This window comes from Natronosalvus rutilus, assembly GCF_024204665.1.
Lineage (GTDB): Archaea > Halobacteriota > Halobacteria > Halobacteriales > Natrialbaceae > Natronosalvus > Natronosalvus rutilus.
In genome coordinates this window covers 1917931-1935149 of sequence record NZ_CP100355.1, presented here as the reverse complement: position 1 = coordinate 1935149, position 17219 = coordinate 1917931, and the positions used below count along the sequence as shown (strand labels likewise).

Annotated in this window: 15 protein-coding genes, 1 tRNA gene and 1 pseudogene; 5 read left to right on the top strand and 12 right to left on the bottom strand. The window is 62.9% G+C overall.

Annotated elements, in window-relative coordinates:
- Positions 1-61 precede the first annotated feature (61 nt).
- Positions 62-745 (bottom strand): hypothetical protein, encoded by a 684-nt coding sequence (locus tag NGM29_RS09370; protein ID WP_254155701.1) that lies wholly within the window; start codon positions 743-745, stop codon positions 62-64.
- A 118-nt stretch (positions 746-863) separates the two neighbouring features.
- On the opposite strand from NGM29_RS09370, the gene NGM29_RS09365 reads away from it, so the two are divergent.
- On the top strand, positions 864-1583 hold the full coding sequence (locus NGM29_RS09365) for a VOC family protein (protein ID WP_254155699.1): 720 nt from the start codon (positions 864-866) through the stop codon (positions 1581-1583).
- A 14-nt stretch (positions 1584-1597) separates the two neighbouring features.
- On the opposite strand, the gene NGM29_RS09360 is transcribed toward NGM29_RS09365, so the two are convergent.
- Positions 1598-1888 carry a DUF5779 family protein gene (locus tag NGM29_RS09360; protein ID WP_254155696.1) on the bottom strand — a complete coding sequence of 97 codons (291 nt, stop codon included), beginning with the start codon at positions 1886-1888 and terminating at the stop codon, positions 1598-1600.
- Positions 1889-2047: 159 nt separating this feature from the next.
- Between NGM29_RS09360 and NGM29_RS09355 the strand changes: the two genes are divergently transcribed.
- Positions 2048-2118: transfer RNA gene (locus tag NGM29_RS09355), tRNA-Pro, on the top strand.
- Between the two features lie 149 nt (positions 2119-2267).
- Positions 2268-2521 (top strand): annotated as a pseudogene (locus NGM29_RS21595) (DUF7845 domain-containing protein); the annotation flags it as partial.
- 312 nt (positions 2522-2833) lie between these two features.
- On the opposite strand, the gene NGM29_RS09345 reads toward NGM29_RS21595, so the two are convergent.
- Entirely contained in the window at positions 2834-3982 is a 1149-nt protein-coding gene (locus NGM29_RS09345; protein ID WP_254155693.1) for a S8 family peptidase, read from the bottom strand.
- A gap of 689 nt (positions 3983-4671) precedes the next feature.
- Positions 4672-6414, bottom strand: a complete 1743-nt coding sequence (gene ilvD / locus NGM29_RS09340; RefSeq protein WP_254155691.1) for a dihydroxy-acid dehydratase — start codon at positions 6412-6414, stop codon at positions 4672-4674.
- A 203-nt stretch (positions 6415-6617) separates the two neighbouring features.
- Between ilvD and NGM29_RS09335 the strand changes: the two genes are divergently transcribed.
- Entirely contained in the window at positions 6618-6896 is a 279-nt protein-coding gene (locus NGM29_RS09335) for a HalOD1 output domain-containing protein (RefSeq protein ID WP_254155690.1), read from the top strand.
- Positions 6897-6990: 94 nt separating this feature from the next.
- On the opposite strand, the gene rqcH is transcribed toward NGM29_RS09335, so the two are convergent.
- Together rqcH and NGM29_RS09325 are read right to left on the bottom strand one after the other, a co-directional pair.
- Positions 6991-9204 (bottom strand): ribosome rescue protein RqcH, encoded by a 2214-nt coding sequence (gene rqcH / locus NGM29_RS09330; RefSeq protein ID WP_254155688.1) that lies wholly within the window; start codon positions 9202-9204, stop codon positions 6991-6993.
- A gap of 159 nt (positions 9205-9363) precedes the next feature.
- A complete protein-coding gene (locus tag NGM29_RS09325; protein WP_254155687.1) occupies positions 9364-9909 on the bottom strand; it encodes a calcium-binding protein in 546 nt (181 codons plus the stop codon).
- 840 nt (positions 9910-10749) lie between these two features.
- On the opposite strand from NGM29_RS09325, the gene NGM29_RS09320 reads away from it, so the two are divergent.
- Complete coding sequence (locus tag NGM29_RS09320; protein ID WP_254155685.1) at positions 10750-10986, top strand: hypothetical protein; 237 nt, start codon at positions 10750-10752, stop codon at positions 10984-10986.
- Between the two features lie 80 nt (positions 10987-11066).
- On the opposite strand, the gene NGM29_RS09315 is transcribed toward NGM29_RS09320, so the two are convergent.
- The 6 genes from NGM29_RS09315 to NGM29_RS09290 all read right to left on the bottom strand — a co-directional run bounded on the left by NGM29_RS09315 (position 11067) and on the right by NGM29_RS09290 (position 16856).
- Positions 11067-11771 (bottom strand): DUF5806 family protein, encoded by a 705-nt coding sequence (locus NGM29_RS09315; protein WP_254155683.1) that lies wholly within the window; start codon positions 11769-11771, stop codon positions 11067-11069.
- A gap of 191 nt (positions 11772-11962) precedes the next feature.
- Positions 11963-12310, bottom strand: coding sequence for a hypothetical protein (locus tag NGM29_RS09310; protein WP_254155681.1), 348 nt, complete (start codon positions 12308-12310; stop codon positions 11963-11965).
- On the bottom strand, positions 12307-13113 hold the full coding sequence (locus tag NGM29_RS09305) for a signal peptidase I (RefSeq protein ID WP_254155679.1): 807 nt from the start codon (positions 13111-13113) through the stop codon (positions 12307-12309). The genes NGM29_RS09310 and NGM29_RS09305 overlap by 4 nt, the downstream gene beginning before the upstream one ends.
- Positions 13110-14177, bottom strand: coding sequence for a hypothetical protein (locus tag NGM29_RS09300; protein ID WP_254155677.1), 1068 nt, complete (start codon positions 14175-14177; stop codon positions 13110-13112). Before NGM29_RS09300 ends, NGM29_RS09305 begins: the two co-directional genes overlap by 4 nt.
- Before the next feature lie 165 nt (positions 14178-14342).
- Complete coding sequence (locus tag NGM29_RS09295; RefSeq protein ID WP_254155675.1) at positions 14343-15836, bottom strand: vWA domain-containing protein; 1494 nt, start codon at positions 15834-15836, stop codon at positions 14343-14345.
- Between the two features lie 78 nt (positions 15837-15914).
- Positions 15915-16856 carry a SipW-dependent-type signal peptide-containing protein gene (locus NGM29_RS09290; RefSeq protein ID WP_254155673.1) on the bottom strand — a complete coding sequence of 314 codons (942 nt, stop codon included), beginning with the start codon at positions 16854-16856 and terminating at the stop codon, positions 15915-15917.
- Positions 16857-17219: the final 363 nt, after the last annotated feature.

Here is a 17219-nt window from a genome sequence, read left to right as displayed (position 1 = left end):
AAGCTACATAGACCTGTTCCCGTCGTGGGTTGGCTCGCGGCCTTCGTTTGGCTCACAGGGGTCAAAACGGCAGGAACTGCCGAACCGCCCCGGCGTACACTCTGGGGGTCCGCCGCCGCGACGTATCGAGGGTCTCCGACAGGATCCGAGCCGCATCGTCGTGGATGCCCTCGCCGTGGCCGACTAGAATCCGTTCGGGCCGGTAGCCGCCGAGCGTCCCGCGCGGGGGCGACAGACGGCGCATCGGATGGACGCCGAGCGGTTCGTCGCCCGCCAGGAAGTACGCCACGGTCCCGAGCGATTCGGGGACGATCAGGGTTCCATGGGCTGGATCGTATAGCCCGACCTCCTGCCAGAAGCGCCCGTCCTTCACCACGAACGACTCGAGGCCCGTGTCCGCGAGTTCGTCGCCGAACCTGACGACCGGCGCGCCGACCTCCTCGCTCACGCCGTCGAACCACTCGGGCAGGTAGACCGCGGCGTCGTGGCGTTTGGCGATCGCTCCCGCGTCGCGCTTGTGTCGGTCGAGCATGACGACGACACCGGCCACCTCACCGAGCGACGCGAGCAGTTCGTCGACCCCATCGGCGTCGACGGGGTCGAAAACCCAGACTTCGCCGTCGATTTCGAGGGCGTGGCTGGCCCGCTTCATCGCCTCCTCTGGATGAGCGATCCAGCCGACGCCGCCGTCGAATCGGTCGATCTCCTGGAGGGCCGTCTCACTCTCGTCGACACGAAAGCTCATGAGTAGCCCTTCGAACGCGACGAATATAAACGTCATACAGGCGAACAAACAGGTCGACCGAAGGACAGATGCTCGAGGCAGCGATGGGACTTTGAGGCCATCCGGCGTACTCGGCCGTATGCTGACCAGGCTGGCCTGGCTGGGGCTGGAAGTCGAGTTCCTCGCACCCGCACGCCGATTCTACGAGGAGACCCTCGAGCTGTCGGTCGCGAATCGACCCCTCGCTCGGCACGTGAACGACGCGCGAAGCGACGACGAACGAGCGGTCACGCTCGACGCTGGCGGCACGGAGCTGATCCTCCGGCGACCGACGGGACTTCCGCGCGGCGGGCTTCATACCCACTTCGCCTGCTCGATCCCGGTCGCCGAGTACGACGACTGGTGGGACGCACTCGAGGACGAACACGACCTCCAGGAGCACACCTTCGGGGACGCTCGCTCGCTCTACCTCTACGACCCCGACGGCAACTGCGTAGAACTGGGCCAGGGCGACGTTCGAGGGCCGGGGATCGACGGCGTGTTCGAGGTCGTCCTTGAGGTCGCGTCACTCGAGGACGCCGAGGACCGCTACGGGCGTCTGGGGTTCGAGACCGTCGACCGCGGCTCGGATCGCCGTCGCGTTCGGATGAACGGCCCCGTCGCGCTCGAACTCTGGGAACCGCAACTGGGGCTGGCCGACGCCAGAGGCGGTGTCCACGTCGACCTGGGATTCGAGACGGACGACCTGGACGCCGTCGAAGCCGCGCTCGAGCAGTGGGTTTGCTCGCTCGAGCGATCCAACTCTCGGCTCATTGCGCGCGACCCCGATGGCCACCACCTGACCGTGCTCGAGGACTGAAAAACGGAACTCGCTTAGAGGCGGCTCGTGTCCACGTCGACGCCCGGGGGCGCGACGATCAAGAAGCCCCGAAAGTGGACTAACGTGCCGCCCGCTTCCTTGATGTCTCGAGCGAAGCCCGCCGCCAGTTCGTTGACGTCGCCGTTGACGTTCAGTACCAGGACGTTGCCCGCGTTGACGGCCTCGAGCCACGCTTCGGGGTCTTTCGAGCCGTCGAGGACGTCCAGCAGGATGCTCCCCTCGAGCTCGAGTTCGTCGTCGATGTGTTCCTCGACGGTTCGCAGGTCGAGGTCGAAATCACTCATGTGCGGAGGTTGAACCCCGACGAGAAAAACGTTCCCCCCGTCGGTAGCGCTCCTGGTGGGTGTCAGGTGGGGCGACGGGTTGGTGGGGGCGAGCGAAGGAGTCACACCCTGCCCCCGAAGCGATACCCTTAAACGACACACGCGCATCGTTCGAGATGCGGGACCGTGGGGTAGTGGTATCCTCTGCGGATGGGGTCCGTAGGACCCGAGTTCGACTCTCGGCGGTCCCACTCTTTCATTCGCGCTGCTCACTCAATCGTGAGACCGACGTACATCGCAAACTCTTCGAGTTTGCTCAATCTCGGCGGTCTCATATTCTGACGCAAACAAATCCATGAGCGGCAGGGCTATGCATCGAGCCGTGATCGAACATGCAAAGGTCTCTTACCGGGTCCCGAAGCACCGGGAGGAAATCCGTCGTTCGTCGAGAACATCGAGTACGGCATCGAGAGCTACGCCGATCGTATCCAACACATCATGGGCTTGGCGGAGCGCATCGTCGAGTGCTCGCCTTTCCAGAAGTGGCTGGCCGAGCACGGCGCCGAACTCGAGTTCGACCAGGATGGCGAACCGAAGCGCCTCCGGATAGATACGATCCTGTCGACGCTGAAAGCCTCGAGTTCTACAACAGCGACATCGTCCAGTTCCTCTTCTGGGTTCGCCTCCCCGGCGACACGTTGATCATCCTCGGGACGTTCGTCTTCCTCTACGACATGGTGGCGAAGCGGTTCACGTTGCGCTCGGTTTCGATGCCACGCGACGGCAGGACGCGAGACGATTCCCGATTGGGTGATGGCCGAAGACGACGACTGACCACGAGAAGAACCACGTCTGATTCCATTCCGGATTCGTTCACCCGTTTACGCCCTCGAGTTCACGACGTCCTCGTCGTCTCACTGAAAACGAGTCGCGTACCGAGCGACGACGAAACGGGGACCGATCCGTTCAGCTCGAGAGACCGAGCGCCGCGGCGACGTCGAGCAGGCCGCTTCCCTGCTCGTTGTCCGAGAGCCCGATGTCCTCGGCCGTGTCTTTCAATTGCTGGCGGGCTTCGGTGTTCGTGTAGCCGTTGGCCATCAGTTGGCCGCCCGCGCCGGCAACGTGCGGGCAGGCCATCGAGGTCCCGGAGAACGTGTCGTACCCGCCGCCGGGGACCGTCGAGTTGACGTCCTCGCCGGGCGCGGCGATTTCGACCTCGGAACCGGTCGAGGAGAAACTCGCCAGCGAGTCGTCCGCGCTGGTCGCGCTGACGGCGATGAACTCCGGATAGGCGGCCGGGTAGCCGACACAGTCAGAACACGGCCCGTCGTTACCCGCAGCAGCGACGAGCAACACGCCGTTGTTGTACGCGTACTGACCGGCGTCTCTGAGGGCCTGAGATCCGGAACTCGCGCCGAGGCTTAGGCTGGCGACGTCCCAGCCCTGGTCGGCGACGTACTCGACACCGGCCGCGATGTCGGAGAACGATCCGCTTCCGCGCTTATCGAGGACCTTGACCGCGTGTAGCGTCGCCTCGGTGGAGACGCCGACGACCCCTTCGTTGTTGTCGACGGCGTCGGCGGTGCCCGCACAATGGGTGCCGTGGTCGTTGTCGTCGTCCCAGTCCTGGCCACACGAATTCGGGCCGCCTTTGCAACTCACGAACGCCCGGCCGTCGCCCAGGTTAGCCTGCAAATCGGGGTGATCGGAGTCGATTCCGGTGTCGAGAATCGCGACGTCGGCCCCGGCGCCGGTCTCGCCGTTGTCGTGTGCGACGTCCGCGTCGACGCGGTCGATCCCCCATGGAGTGGACTGTGCGAGCGCGTGCATCTCGCCGTTCTCCTCGACGTATCGTACGTTGGGGTTTCTCTGTAGCCCGGAGACGGCGCGTTTGGGTACTCGAATCGTCACCGCGTCGAACGCGAACTCGCGAACCGTGTCCGAGGCCGCCTCGAGCGCCGCGGTTCGACCGCGGCCGTTCGAGAAGCCGACGTTGACTTCGACGACGTCGTCCGGGTCTGCCGCTGCCAGCCCGGAGACCCCGGCGGTCGCGAGCGTGCCGCCCACTGCTTTCAACACTGTTCGTCTGTCAACTGGGTGCGTGTCCCGTGACATCCGTTTTCACGTGACACTCACTCAAAGATGAACGTTTCGGTCGAGACAGCCATATGTTAAGTGAATAGTAAATTAAGTAAGGCAATGATGATCACCATCGTATATAAAAGTACACTCGAACTAATTTGGAGTCAATAACAATATAATAACAACTCCCCAACACAACTGTCCGTGCCGGTTGTATCGACGTATCAACGCTATCGATTCACCTACGATGGTCGAGACAAGGGTCGGTATCGGCCACACGCTGTATGCTCGAGGGTGGACAGTACCTGTTGCATGTTCGAGTGCGGGCAATAACGTTACACGCCAGACCGTCGGCTGGTCGAGTGTGTCGTCACGGAGTGAAAGGGGCGTTCGCGATTGTTGTGGCGAATCAGTTCACCTGATCGCTCGGAAGTGTTCGGATCCACACCGACAGGAGTGCGTTCCGATCGGGCGGATACGACCGCTCTGGAGCTGTTTCGCTGCGTATACCGACTCGCAGCGTTCGCACACGGCCATGACGCGATTGTGCTCGCGCAAGGCGATCACCCCGGTTCTGCAGACGATGCCTGGGAATTTCAATATTCACCACGATTTCCTGATACGATGGCGGGGTCGAGGGTCGATGGTCACATAGCGTCTATGCGAACAGATAGTTCAGCGAAACGGACGTCAGTCGGTGAGAGAACGCCGCCCGCACCCGCTCAGTCTCGAGTGAGCCGCGGATTCGTCACGGCGCCGTTCGACGCCGAGTCGAAGTCCCGACAGTACTTCGCCAGGACGCCCCCGTCGTAGACCGGGTCGGGACGGTCCCACGCCTCGCGTCGGTCCTCGAGTTCCGCGTCGTCGAGGTCGACCTCGAGGGTTCGGTCGGGGATGTCGACCGTGACGACGTCCCCGTCCTCGAGCAGGCCGATGGGCCCGCCGACGAAGGCTTCCGGGGCGACGTGGCCGATCATCGGGCCCCTGGTGCCCCCGGAGAACCGGCCGTCGGTGATGAGCGCGACGTCGTCCTCGTGACCCGCGCCGACGACGGCCGCGGTGACGCCGAGCATCTCGCGCATGCCGGGACCGCCGCGCGGGCCCTCGTTGCGGATGACGATCACGTCGCCGCTCTCGATGTGGCCCTCCTGCACGTAGGCCATGGCGTCTTCCTCGTGCTCGAAGATCCGGGCTGGCCCCTCGTGGTGGAAGGCGTCGTCCCCGGTCACCTTCAACACGGCGCCGTCGGGGGCGAGGTTGCCATCGAGGATCTTGATCGCGCCCTCTTCCTCCTTCGGGTTCTCGACGGTGTAGAGGAAGTCCGCCTCGAGGTCGCCATCGTTCGCCGGCAGGTCGCCGGTTTCCTCGAGGTGAGCGAGTTCCTCGGCGATCGTTCGGCCGGTGACGGTCATCGCGTCGCCGTGGAGCAGGTCGGCCTCGAGCAGTCGGCGGAGGACGACCGGGACGCCCCCGAGTTCGTGGAGGTCGTTCATCACGCGCGTGCCACCCGGCTGAAGGTCGGCGATCTTTGGGGTCCGCCGCGAGATTTCGTCGAAGTCGCCGATCTCGAGGTCGACGTCGGCCTCGCGGGCGAGCGCGAGGAGGTGGAGGACGCCGTTGGTCGACCCCCCGATGGCGGTCTGGAGGGCGATGGCGTTCTCGAAGGACTCGCGCGTGACAATGTCCGAGGGGCGCCGCTCTTCCTCGATGCACTCGAGAGCGAGTTCGCCCGCGCGTCTGGCGACCTCGTATCGCTCTTCGTCCTCGGCTGGTGGCGAGGCGCTTCCCAGCGGAGCCAGCCCGAGCGCTTCCGAAATCGAGGCCATCGTGTTCGCCGTGAACATCCCGCCACAGGAGCCGGCGCCGGGGCAGGCGTGGCGCTCGAGGTCGTCGAGTTCCTCCTCGTCCATCTCCCCGGTTCCGTACGCTCCGACGCCCTCGAATACCTGGACGATGGTCACGTCCCGGCCCTCGTGCTGGCCGGGCATGATCGACCCGCCGTAGAGGAAGACGGAGGGGAGATCGGTGCGGATCGCAGCCATCATCATCCCCGGGAGGTTCTTGTCGCAACCGGCGACGGTGACGAGGCCGTCCATCCGCTCGCCGAAACTGACCAGTTCGACGCTGTCGGCGATGAGTTCCCGCGAGATGAGCGAGGCCTTCATCCCCTCGGTTCCCATCGAAATGGCGTCGGAGATGGTAATCGTGCCGAATTCGATTGGCATGCCGCCGGCCTCGTCGATCCCGTCGAGCGCCGAGTCGGCCACGTCGTCGAGGTGGACGTTACAGGGCGTGATGTCCGCGGCGGGGTTCGCTACCCCGATCATCGGCGAGCCGAAATCCTCGTCGTCGAATCCCATCGCCCGAAACATCGCCCGGTGGGGCGCCCGGTCGGCCCCCTCGGTCACGTCGCGGCTGGTCAACCGCTCGTCTTTTCCGTGGTCGAACGCGTCGTCGCTGCTCATGGTCGCCACTTGGCTCGAGCGTGCATAAGTCACCCCACTCGGTCAAGTGGTGCCGGATTTCGAGGGCGAATCGTACGTGTTCGGCTCCGTCCGCTGTGGCACACGCTCGATCCAGCGGCGTCTGGCAGGAGCATGACGAACGTCAGACTCCTGTCACCACACAATCAATGGGATATTTATCGTCGGTTGTAGCCACCAGAAATATGCAGGAGGACCACGATATCGGCTACCGGATCATCGAAGCCATCGCCACGCGAGAGGGTATCGACCCGCTCGACGTCGACCCACCGCTCCACGACGCAGTCGACGTCGGTGCGCTCGAGGACGTTCTTCGATCGACGAACGATTCCACCTCCATCTCGTTCGAGTACGGCCGGTACACGGTGCACCTCGACGGGCCCGAGTCGGTCCAACTCACCCCGCGCCCCGAATGTGACTCCTCCACCGCTTGCGGCAGCCAGTCACACCACAGCGAGGCGTAGCTGGGTACGGACGACCGACGACCCGACCCTTCGAGGTCTCGGTCGAAGTCGAGGTACTTCTCCTGATCCCACGAACGGGACCGCGCGCCGAACGCTACTCCTCGAGCAAGCGGCTCCCGCCCGGGGGCAGGAAGTGTGCGATCTGATCGGGGCTCGCGATCTTTCGGACGAACGATTCGTCCGCGAAGCGTTCGCGGAGTTCGCGATAGATGCGCTTCGCGGCGTCGGCCTGGGCGAACCGTCCGGGTTCGACCTCGATCGTCGTCACCGCCTGGCCCTCGATCGCCGACGGCGGCCCGCCGACGACTCGCGTGTACGGCTCACACTGGATACCCACCGCGACGCCCACCGGCGTGTCGTCCAAGTAGGTCCGGTCCCCGCGAATCGCGAACCCGCCCTTTTCGAGGTACTCGCCGCTCTCGGGCGTCTTCGACACCTGGTCGGAGTCGACGACGTAGACGTCGCCCGCGTAGCGCCCGTCCTTCCAGACCGAGGAGTACGAGACCGCGAACTGGGCCGCTTCCTCGACGCTCGAGTCGGGAATCTCGATGTCGCCCGAGGACGCTTCGCTGGGATCGGTGGCCTTCAGGACCGTGACCGGCCCCCCGTGAGCCTGCGTGTGTAACACGCGGTCGCCGCGCTCGAGATACTTCTTGACGAGTTCCTCGTTCTGGTCGGCGTTTCGACCCCCGATCACGAGGTAGTCGTCGCTGGTCCGGAACCACCGGAACCGCTCGTACCACTGCTCGTTCTGGCGAATCGGGACGGAGGGTTCGGCGAGCCAGTCGCGTTCGTCGTCGCCCTCCTCGTCAGCCGCCTCCTCGTCGCTGTCGTCGGTTTCCCACTCGTCGCGCCGACGCTCGATCTCCGCGAGTTCCTCGCGGGTGTCCTCGATCGCCGCCAGCGCGCCCTCCTTCTTCTCGGCGATGCGTTTCGCCTCCGTGTAGAGCCGGTCAGCGTTCTTCTCGACGCCGTCCTCGACCAGGAGCGTGATGGGGTCGCCCTCGAGGCGAATCGTCACCGTCCCTTCCTTCCCGTTGACGTCGACGAATGGCTGGGCAGCGTCCATTCCCTCCTCCTTGGCCTCGTCGAGTCGGCCGGCGATCTCGCCCCAGGGAACGCCGTCGTCGCGGGCCGAACGAACGGTCGACAGGAGGTCGTCGACCGTGCCGTAGTGGGCGTACAGCAACTCGGCCTTCTCGCGCTCGGCTTCGGCTTGCTCGTCGAAGCCCTGGATTGCGCCCTCTTGCTGGTCGATGATCCGCTGGTGCTTGGCGATCTGTTCCTCGAAGTCCGGACGCTGATCGCGCGGATCCGGTTCGTCGGCATCGAGGTCCAGCCGGAAGAAGTACTCCTCGAGGGCGCCGTTGAACGTCTCGTGGGATTCGCTGGCGAGGCCTTCGTGCTCCTCGAGCGGGAACGGGGTGACGTCGACGACGTGGGCGTTCGTCTCGTCGTCGCGTTCCGCATCCACGTCGTCGCTGTTGCCGTCGCCGCCGCTGTCGCCGTTTTCGTCGTTACTCTCGGAGTCACCGCTGCCGTCGTTCCCTTCGCCCTCCAAATACACCCGCGGCTCGAGAGTGGCGTTTCGAAGGTCGAGCGCCAGTCGCTCGATGGCCTGGTAGATCCGCTCGTACTCGTCCTCGCTCGCGTCCTCGATGTCGAGGGTCTTCTCGACGCCCGCGCGGGTACACAGTTCCTCGGCATAGAGGCCGCCAAAGTTGAGCTGGGTCGCGAGCGTCCGGACGACGTCCGTGTCGGAGTCGTCCATCTGCTGATCGAACGCCTCCCGCGAGACGGTGAGCGGATTGACGCGAGACTCCGGGAACTCGTATCGCGAGCCTGGAACGACCGTCCTGGACTTCAACCGAACGGTCTCGAGAGAGTCGATCACCTCGTACTCGCGATTGGTGACGGCGACGTTGCCCTGGCCGAACAGTTCGACGATAATCCGCGTCATCCCGTCCTCGCGGTCGAAGACGAACTCGAGGATGCGGTCAAATTCGTACTGCTCGACGCCGACGAAGTCCGCCCCCGAGAGCCGGTTTCGGAGCATCATCGCGAACTGCGGCGGGCGCCCTGGCGCGTCCGGCACCCGTTCGGGCGAGACGGTGTGGACGCGTTTGCGGTCGCCGACCTCGAGCATGAGTTCGACCCGGCCGCGGTCGAAGTCACGCATCTTGAGGCGAACGAGGTCGTCGCCGTAGAGGTAGGCCTTGTCGACTTTGGCCCCCTCGTAGGATCCGAGTTCACCGACGAGCGCCGCGAGGTCGACGCTGGTGAGTTCCTGCTTTGGCTCGGTGCTCATACACCACAGTGTCGCCCACGGTGGGAAAGACGTGTCGCTCTACGAGTGTGAAGAGTACGAGCGCGCACAGGTCCGTCCACGGCTCCCGTTTCGGGCCGCTCGCAGCATCGACTGATCCTCGAGGTTCGAAAGAAAAAATCTGAGACGAGGGTAATCGCGTCAGTTGCCGCCGCCGTTGCCGCCGCCGTTGCCGCCGCCGTTTCCGGCACCATCTTCGGTTTCGTTCCCAGCGCCGCCGCCGTTTCCGCCGCCGGCGCCGTTCTCCTCTTCCTCCTCCTCGTCTGCTGCAGCGCCTCCACCACTGGCGGCGCCGATATCGAGTTCGAGCAGGTCCAGCTCCGGATTGCGGAACGACACGGTGTCAGTCGACATCGTTGCCGTATCACCTTCGCTCACTTGCGCCTCGTCTTCGTCGACGAAGATGTGTCCTAACGGGCCGCCCGTACCGATGTCGACCTGGATAATGTACACGTCCCAATCGTTGTCGAACTCGTCGCCGAGTGCCTCGACGAGGGTGTCTCGAGTTCCCGAGTCCATTTCCGCAAGGACCGTGAAATCGGCGTCCGGGAAGTAATCGCGGCCGTGGATGACGACTTCTCCTTCCTGGAGTCCTTCACCGTCCTCCTCGTCATCTTGAGCCGCCACGTTCGTGCTGGCACCGGCACCGACAGCCAGGGCGGTTGTTGCTAACGCGCTCTTCTTCATGAATGACCGTCTTCCGTCGTCTGGGTCTCGTTCTTCTCTCATGTCTCTCAGCCCAGGTTGGGCGGTCGGTTGTTTGGCCAAGGTTTCGTATAAGTAAGTTCGTTCGTTTCACTTCTTTTCGAAAACAGTCGGTGAATAATACCTCGTGCGGACTCAAAAATGGCTGTATCGGCGCTTCTCTCGTCTATCGAATTCGATCTGTAACTGTTGATTTCTTCACCGAGCAGACGGCCGCCACCGTAACGGACGCATTTCCACCTGAAACGCACGGACAGAGAGGGGTAATGATTCCTCCGTTCGAAATCGGGAGCTCGCCCGAAGTGTCCTGGTAGATACGGTCTCACAGAGCGTATTCGGTAGTGTGCTCAATCCGCCGTTAAATCGCAGTGTAAACCGCTCATGCCGACGTCCAGCGCCACAGGACCGATCCGATGCGGCAAAAGGAGTCAGGTTTTGGCGGGGCAATTGAACCAAATTTCTCCCCGAAACGGCTCGATTACGTGAAAGTGAACACCCGGTCCAGTACGGCGACCATTGGGGGCGAACGCGATCTGGCCCCGTTTTCCGTTACGAACAGCGCTCGATATTCTCGTCGGCACGAACGCTGAACGCCACGAACGGCGAAAGCGTCCGTCGTACAATGGAAAAGGAACAATCAGTGCGGGCCGAGGGCGGCTCCGAATGAAGGCCCCGTTTCGATGCCGTCCCTCAAGCCATCGACGGGGCGTCATCGTGTTCTCTGTTGATCCTACGGTCTCCCTGTCCCCAGGCGCCCGAGTGGCACGTTTTGATGAGTTTGTCAAAAGACACTGTGTTACGGCCGTGGTAGGTGTGCGTGTCATGACCGACCCAAACGAACTCTCTGAGGTCATCGCACAGTGCACCAATTGCGGGAATGTGTACGCCTCCCACGTGAACCCCGATGGAACCGTCAGCCCGATCGGGCAGCGAAACGGCTGCTCGTGTGGCTCGAGCGAGTTCACCGTACTCGAGGGGGATCGCACAGCCGCTGGGCCTCCGCCCGGTACCGAACGCGACCACGACCGAACGCTCCGCAACCTCTTTCACCTGGCCTAATTGCTGAGCGGCCGATTTCCGACCACAGCGCGTCGAGGAGATTCGTCGAGAAGTCGTTTCACAGCCGGCCTGTAGGTCGCCTACGTTTCCTCCTCCCGGAGTTCCTTGCTCGCCTCGCGAACCTCGCGCATCACGCTCGAGATGCGCTCTTCGGCCTCCAGTTCGTCCTCGACGGAGAGGTCGACGCCCTCGACCTCCAGGAGGAACTTCGCGACCTCGGTGGCCTCGTACATCACGTCGTCGAGTTCCTCCGCGGTGAAGAAGTCACACATCGCGCCGTAGAGGAAGGTCGCGCCCGACTTTCGGACCTTCTCCTCGAATGACGACCGGGCCTGGTTGACCGCCTGAGGCGTGTAGGTGTCGGTCATGAACGGCACGAGTTCGGGCAGGTTCTCGCCGATTTTGGTCATCTCGACGCCCGTCTCGGTCCGAAAGTCCGAACAGAGTCGGGCGATGGCCCACTCGCGGGCGGTGACGTACGTCCGGTCGCGCAGGAACTCGTTGACCCGGTCGTACTGGGCGCCGTCCATCTTCTGGAAGCGGGCGTACTTCTGGACGTCGGCCGGGATCTCGTCGTCCTCGTCGACGGCGTCGGGTTCGGGGACGCCGGGCATTGGCGTTTGCTCCGAGTCGTCGTCTGGACTCGATTGGCTCGGGTCGTCGTCTGGCGTCGGTTCGCTCGAGTCGCCCTCCAGGGATGCCTCGGCCACGTTCGACGGCTGTTCCTCCCCACCCGTCTGCTTGGTCCGTTCCAAATCGTCGTCCCGTCCAGTGTCCTCGTCCATGGTCTGTCGTTTCGAAACGAACGGGATAAGGCTTAAGGGTTCCCTCGTCGCCGATCGACGAATTCGTCCCTCGAGTCGCCCGAGTGTCGTAGGGTTTCTGCGGTTCCCAGCGCCCGGCTCTGGCCACACCCCGATGGGTTCTCGAGGATCCGCTGGATCAATCCGAGGTCGCCGTCAAGTCGAGGCGAGCGTTACGTTTGCGAGACGTCCTCATCCGTATCGTTGGTGTCGTCGGCGTCTGCAGTACTGTTACTATCGATGGCAACACTATCGAGACCGTTCGACGCCCTTTGGCCGCTCGAATCGTTCGCCGGTTCCGCCATGTCGCTCGTCGCGTTCTCGCCGGCCGTGTTCGAGGAGGCAGACGACGACACGCTGTCGTTGCTCGCCGTTTCGTGTTCGGGTTCGCGAACGTCGGTCGAAACCTCGACTGGAACGCTCGCCTCGTCGCTGAAGAGGGCTACAGTGGCGCCGCCGCTCGCGACTGCCGCGATCAGCGCCGCGAGAAGCCAGAGCGAGAGAACGACGTGACGGTTCATCGGACACCTCCGCTCGAGGTGTACAGCCTCGCGAGTAACAGGAAGGCCGTGACGGTGCTGGCCGCCACGGCGATGGTCCAGAACGAGAGCACGATCGAGGCAATCCAGACGCTGTACGCGGCGAACGCACTGGTCACGAGGAGCGTCAGTTTGAGGTCGGCGGGCTGGAGCGTAAGCCAGCCACGCTCCGATCCGGACTGGGCGTCCCCGGCCCCGTCTCTCGCCCCGGTTTCCGAACGCCGGTTCCAGGCCTCTGTGAGCACGAGCGCGCCGAGCGGAACGACGACCAGCACGCCGAATCCGACCGTCGTACCCGCGAACTGGACGACGTTACCGACGAGCGGGATCACGAGAGCGACGCCACCGATCGATGCCACGCGACCCTCGACCTGCGAGGCCGCCACGGGCGCCTGATCGGCCTGAGCGTTCGCATCGCCTTTCGTCCGGAACTCGAGACCGGCCTCTGAGTCGCGTATCTCGGTGACGCGATGGGTCGTGGTGTAGGCGTTCCCATCCCGGGTAAACGTGATGACGTCTCCCTCGTCGATCGCCGACGGTTCGACCGACTCGACGATGATCGCGTCGCCGGGGCTGATCGTGGGTTCCATGCTGCCGGAGAGAACCACGTAGCTCTGATTCGCGCCGACGACCTGTGGCACCGCGTAGACGACGAACGGGAGGACGACCGTCAGCAAGACGAGTAATCCGACGAAATTCGCGAGTCGCCACCAGGGGATTCGCTTCCGAAACGTCTCGAGTCGTCGCGCGATTCCGGTCGACGGATCGCTCTTTGACTCGGTCATGGCTGTCCTCCGTTCGACGACTTCGCTGACGCTGTGAGCACGCCGTTCGTCGCATTTCCGTCGAAGTCGTCCCCATCGTAGGTCTCGACGCCCGGTCCACCCTTTACGTCAACGCGACACAGTTCCGGATCAACTCCGCCGTCGTCGGTCATGAGCTCGAACGCGAGGCCGATCGTTTCGCCGTCCTCGTTCGTTCGGGTTGCTCTCACGTCGACGAAGTAGCCGGTTGGCTCGTCACACGCGTCACCGTCCGGATAGAGGACATACTGCCCGACCTCAATCGAGTTCGCACTAATTCCGTCCTGGCTACAGTAGCCGCTCTCGCTGAGTTCGAGTTTGCCTGCCAATTCGGGCGTTTCCTCGTCGTCGCAGACGTAGATCTCGACGTGACTTATTCCGTGGTAATCCTCCGCCGCGTCACACTTCCGAGCAGTGAACGGATTCGCCGTGGCGTCCCCGTGACGACACTGCTGGCCCACGAACCGGAATTCGAATGCGGTGGTCTCCTCGCCAGCGTACTCGGGGTCGAGTACCCACTCGAGGAGGAGACACAACTCGTTGCCGGGTTGGAGGCAGGCCCGATCCTCGTCACCTACTGACGCCCTTCGACCTCCGTCGAGCGCGACCCCACCCGTGAGCGTTTCGGCCACCTCCAGCAACGAACCCGAGACGAGTTCGCTACCGTCAAGCGCGGTTTCGTCCGTACAATCGGCGTACGAGATCGTGAGTGAGAGATGCTCGAGGAGCGCCGATTCGGTGGGGCAGGTCGCCCCCAACCAGGCGTATGCCTGGTTGTTCGAGCCGTCGTCGGGGAGTGACACCCGAAGAATCTCCTCGCCGCCGGTTGCGCCGTCCGAGAACTCAATCTCGAGCGGTACCGTTCCCGCGCTCGAGCCGCCGTTCCACCCGACGCGAAGGTCGAGTGTACCCGCTGACAGTCGGTTCTCGAACCGTACTCGATCGGCGAGGACGGCGCCGGTCCCGACACCGGTGAGCGCTCCGGCACTGCCAGCGAGGGCGACCCCTGCAAGTATTCGTCGTCGACTCAATCCTGATTGATCCATCCTTCCCAAACCCCCTGTTCGTCCGTGGTTCCCCGGTTCACGAGTGTCATCTATCTATCACGCGTTCGTTCTCGAATTCCGCTTTTGGTTATGACCTCCGTTCGATTCATCAGGCCCCGGCTTCGCATCGGTAGCTGCCGTTAAACCCTATCTTCGAATTTCCGCTTACGACGAGACGCCCCTCCCGTCGTTGTGCCGCGCCTGTTCGGCGTAGAAGCCGACGTCGAAGACGACCGAGTCCGACTGCACCTCGTTTCCGACGGTGGGTGGGAGCTCCCATTCGAGACCGATACAGTGGGTTCGCTTCGGGCCGAACGGCTCGCGGTGATCGTCGTCTCCGTCGGCAGGCTCGCCGTCGACGACCTCGTCGTAGCTGGTCTCTCGATTCCCGTCGAGCGGGATGCCGTGGCCCGTCGAAAGGAGCGACGTGAGTTCCTCGAGCGTTCCTTCGAAGATAACGCGTTCACCGGCGATGATCCGACCGATCTGGCTGAAGGCGTCGATCAGCTCGTTCTCGTTGGCGGCCTGGAAGAAGTGAGCATCCCACGGATCGCTGGCCATATCCTGCAGAGTACTTTCGTCCGCAGAGCCGAACGCGACGGTGTATATTTCGATACCCTCACCTTTGGCGTCGTCGGCCGCATCCACCGGATCGCCGCCCTGATTGTGTTCCCCGTCGGACATGACGACCATGATCTTCTCCGCGTCGGGGCGGGCGTTTGTCCCGTCAGTGAGTTCCTCCTGTGCCGTTTCCACGCCGTCGACGATATGGGTCTGGCCGCTCGAGGACAATCCGTCAATGGCTGTTTTTACGGTGCCGTGGTCGCTGGTCAGTTTTTGGTCGAGCGTCGCCGAACTCGAGTAGCTCACGACGCCAACGTTGGCAACGGCGTTATCGAGTTCGTCCACGAGTCCTTTCGCGGCATCCTTCATTGCCGTCATCGAGCTCGACATCGAACCGGACCGGTCGAGGACGAGCACGATGTCGACCGTTCCCCCGCCCTCCCCTTCTTGATCGAGTTCGCAGTCGCAGTTCTCGTCGTACCATACGCGCGTTTCAATATTATTTGCCAGCTCCCCATCTCCGGCTCCAACCGTCGCGTCGACTTCCGACTCCGGGTCGGTAAATCCATTATCGTCGTTCGCCGTCAGTCCACCGTTCATCCAGATGTATCCCGCATTGTCACAGAGGTGGAGACTCGTCGTAAGACAGCCCGAATCCCCGGGTTTGACGTCCCCGAGTTCGATCGGCGCTATTTCGTCGCCGTTGACCATCTCTTTCCGTAGCTTGTGGTCGCACCAGCCGACCTCACGGACAGCCTCGTCCCATTTGAGGTACTCGCCGTCAACGATCACCATCGCGTCTGGAACTTGTTCCAGGAGGTAGACACCTTCCTCTTCGTCGAGTTCCTTCGCATCCGCGTATCGTCCATCCTTCATTTCACGGATATGCTCGAGACGCCCTGACCCCCCGTGGTAGGTCAGTCGATAGTCGAGCAGAAGATCGAATTCGCCCGCGTTGATCGTGTTGTTCCGGAACGTTTCCTCGTCGCTGAAATACGCGCTCGTACCTAATCCCGCACCGGCGCCGGCGAGGCCAACTGCGCCGACGCTCCCGAGGATCTTCCGTCGCGTTAGTTCGATTCCGTCGTCTGTCATCTGTATCCCCTCCTGGGGAAACCCACCGGCGGAGTCGAACCGCCGTCAAACACCGGCGTGGGTAATTCGCTGTGGGGACTATCTCGGGAGGTCGTCCCAATCGTCGATCCCATCTCCCGTCGGCCTCGTGGCCATGTCGGAGAACGGGTGATCGTTGTGGCGGGCCTGCTCGGCGAGGAACTGCAGGTCGAACGATAGCTCGGCTCCCTGGAGTTCGTTGCCAGCCTCCTCGCTTACCGTGATTTCGATGCAGTAGGCCACCGCCTCGTAGTCGGCACCCTGACCGGTGGGGCCGATCAGAACGTAATCGGCTTCGCCCTCATCGAGGTTCCCATCAGTCCGGTGACCGACACCGTTGTGTGAACCGATGGGAACACCATCCTGGCTCGAGTACTCGCCGTTCGAAAGGCTGCTAACCCAGTTTCCGAGACCGCCGTCGTGATCGTATTCGCCGCTGTCGTCTGGTTCGTACGTGATATCCTCCTCGAAGAACGGCTCACCCAGTTCCCTTCCCTCGCACACGTGGAGGTTCTTTGAAACCGTGATGTCTTCCGAGCCGAGCAGGTTCTCGAAGTCGTCATCCTCGTCGATGTCGTAAATATCCGCAGCGCGGACGTTACCTGCCTCATAACCCGTCTTTGAATCGATGGACTCCCACGGGATGAACGCCCGAACGACGCCAGGGTTGTCGTGAACTCTGATACACCAGCAGAATTTGTAGGAGTCACCGGGCTTCAGGTCGCTAATGTTGAGAGAGGCTCCGACCATCGCGTTGTCCCCCTCCGATTCGGAGTACCAGTCGTCCTCGTCGGGACCCATTCCGTCCTGATCGACGGCCCCCTCGAGGTCGAGGAGCTCGACGTCCATCGAGAATGTCCCTGCGTTGATCGAGTTGTCTTCGAACGATTCCTCGTCGCTAAAGTACGCAGTCGTTCCCATTCCGGCGACAGCACCGGCGACCCCGATCGTTCCGAGGCCGGTCAGCACCTTCCGTCGTGAGAGATCGTATCCTTCGGTCATGGTTGCACGAGTCCGAGCCGCCCGTCATCGGTCGGCCCGAACGTGAGAACCACTGCATTCTCCCCGCCATTAGCTAATTACTGGATCGAACACTGCTAATGAGACGATCGCTAGCAGAACGGCCCGTTCAAACGGCCGAAACGATCGATTCGACCGGAGTAAGCGCCCTCTATGCAGGGTAGGTCACTCCTGCGAGGGAGAGGGTCAGTCATTCCACCATTCGAACACGTCGTTTGACGCGCTGCCCCCTGGTGTTTTTCGTCCCGACTTGTGAACAGACTGGTATATTTATATGTGACAATCAAATCAGTTTCGGGTGTACGACAGCCGGTCCTCTGGGGGGAGGAACGTGCAGGACAACCG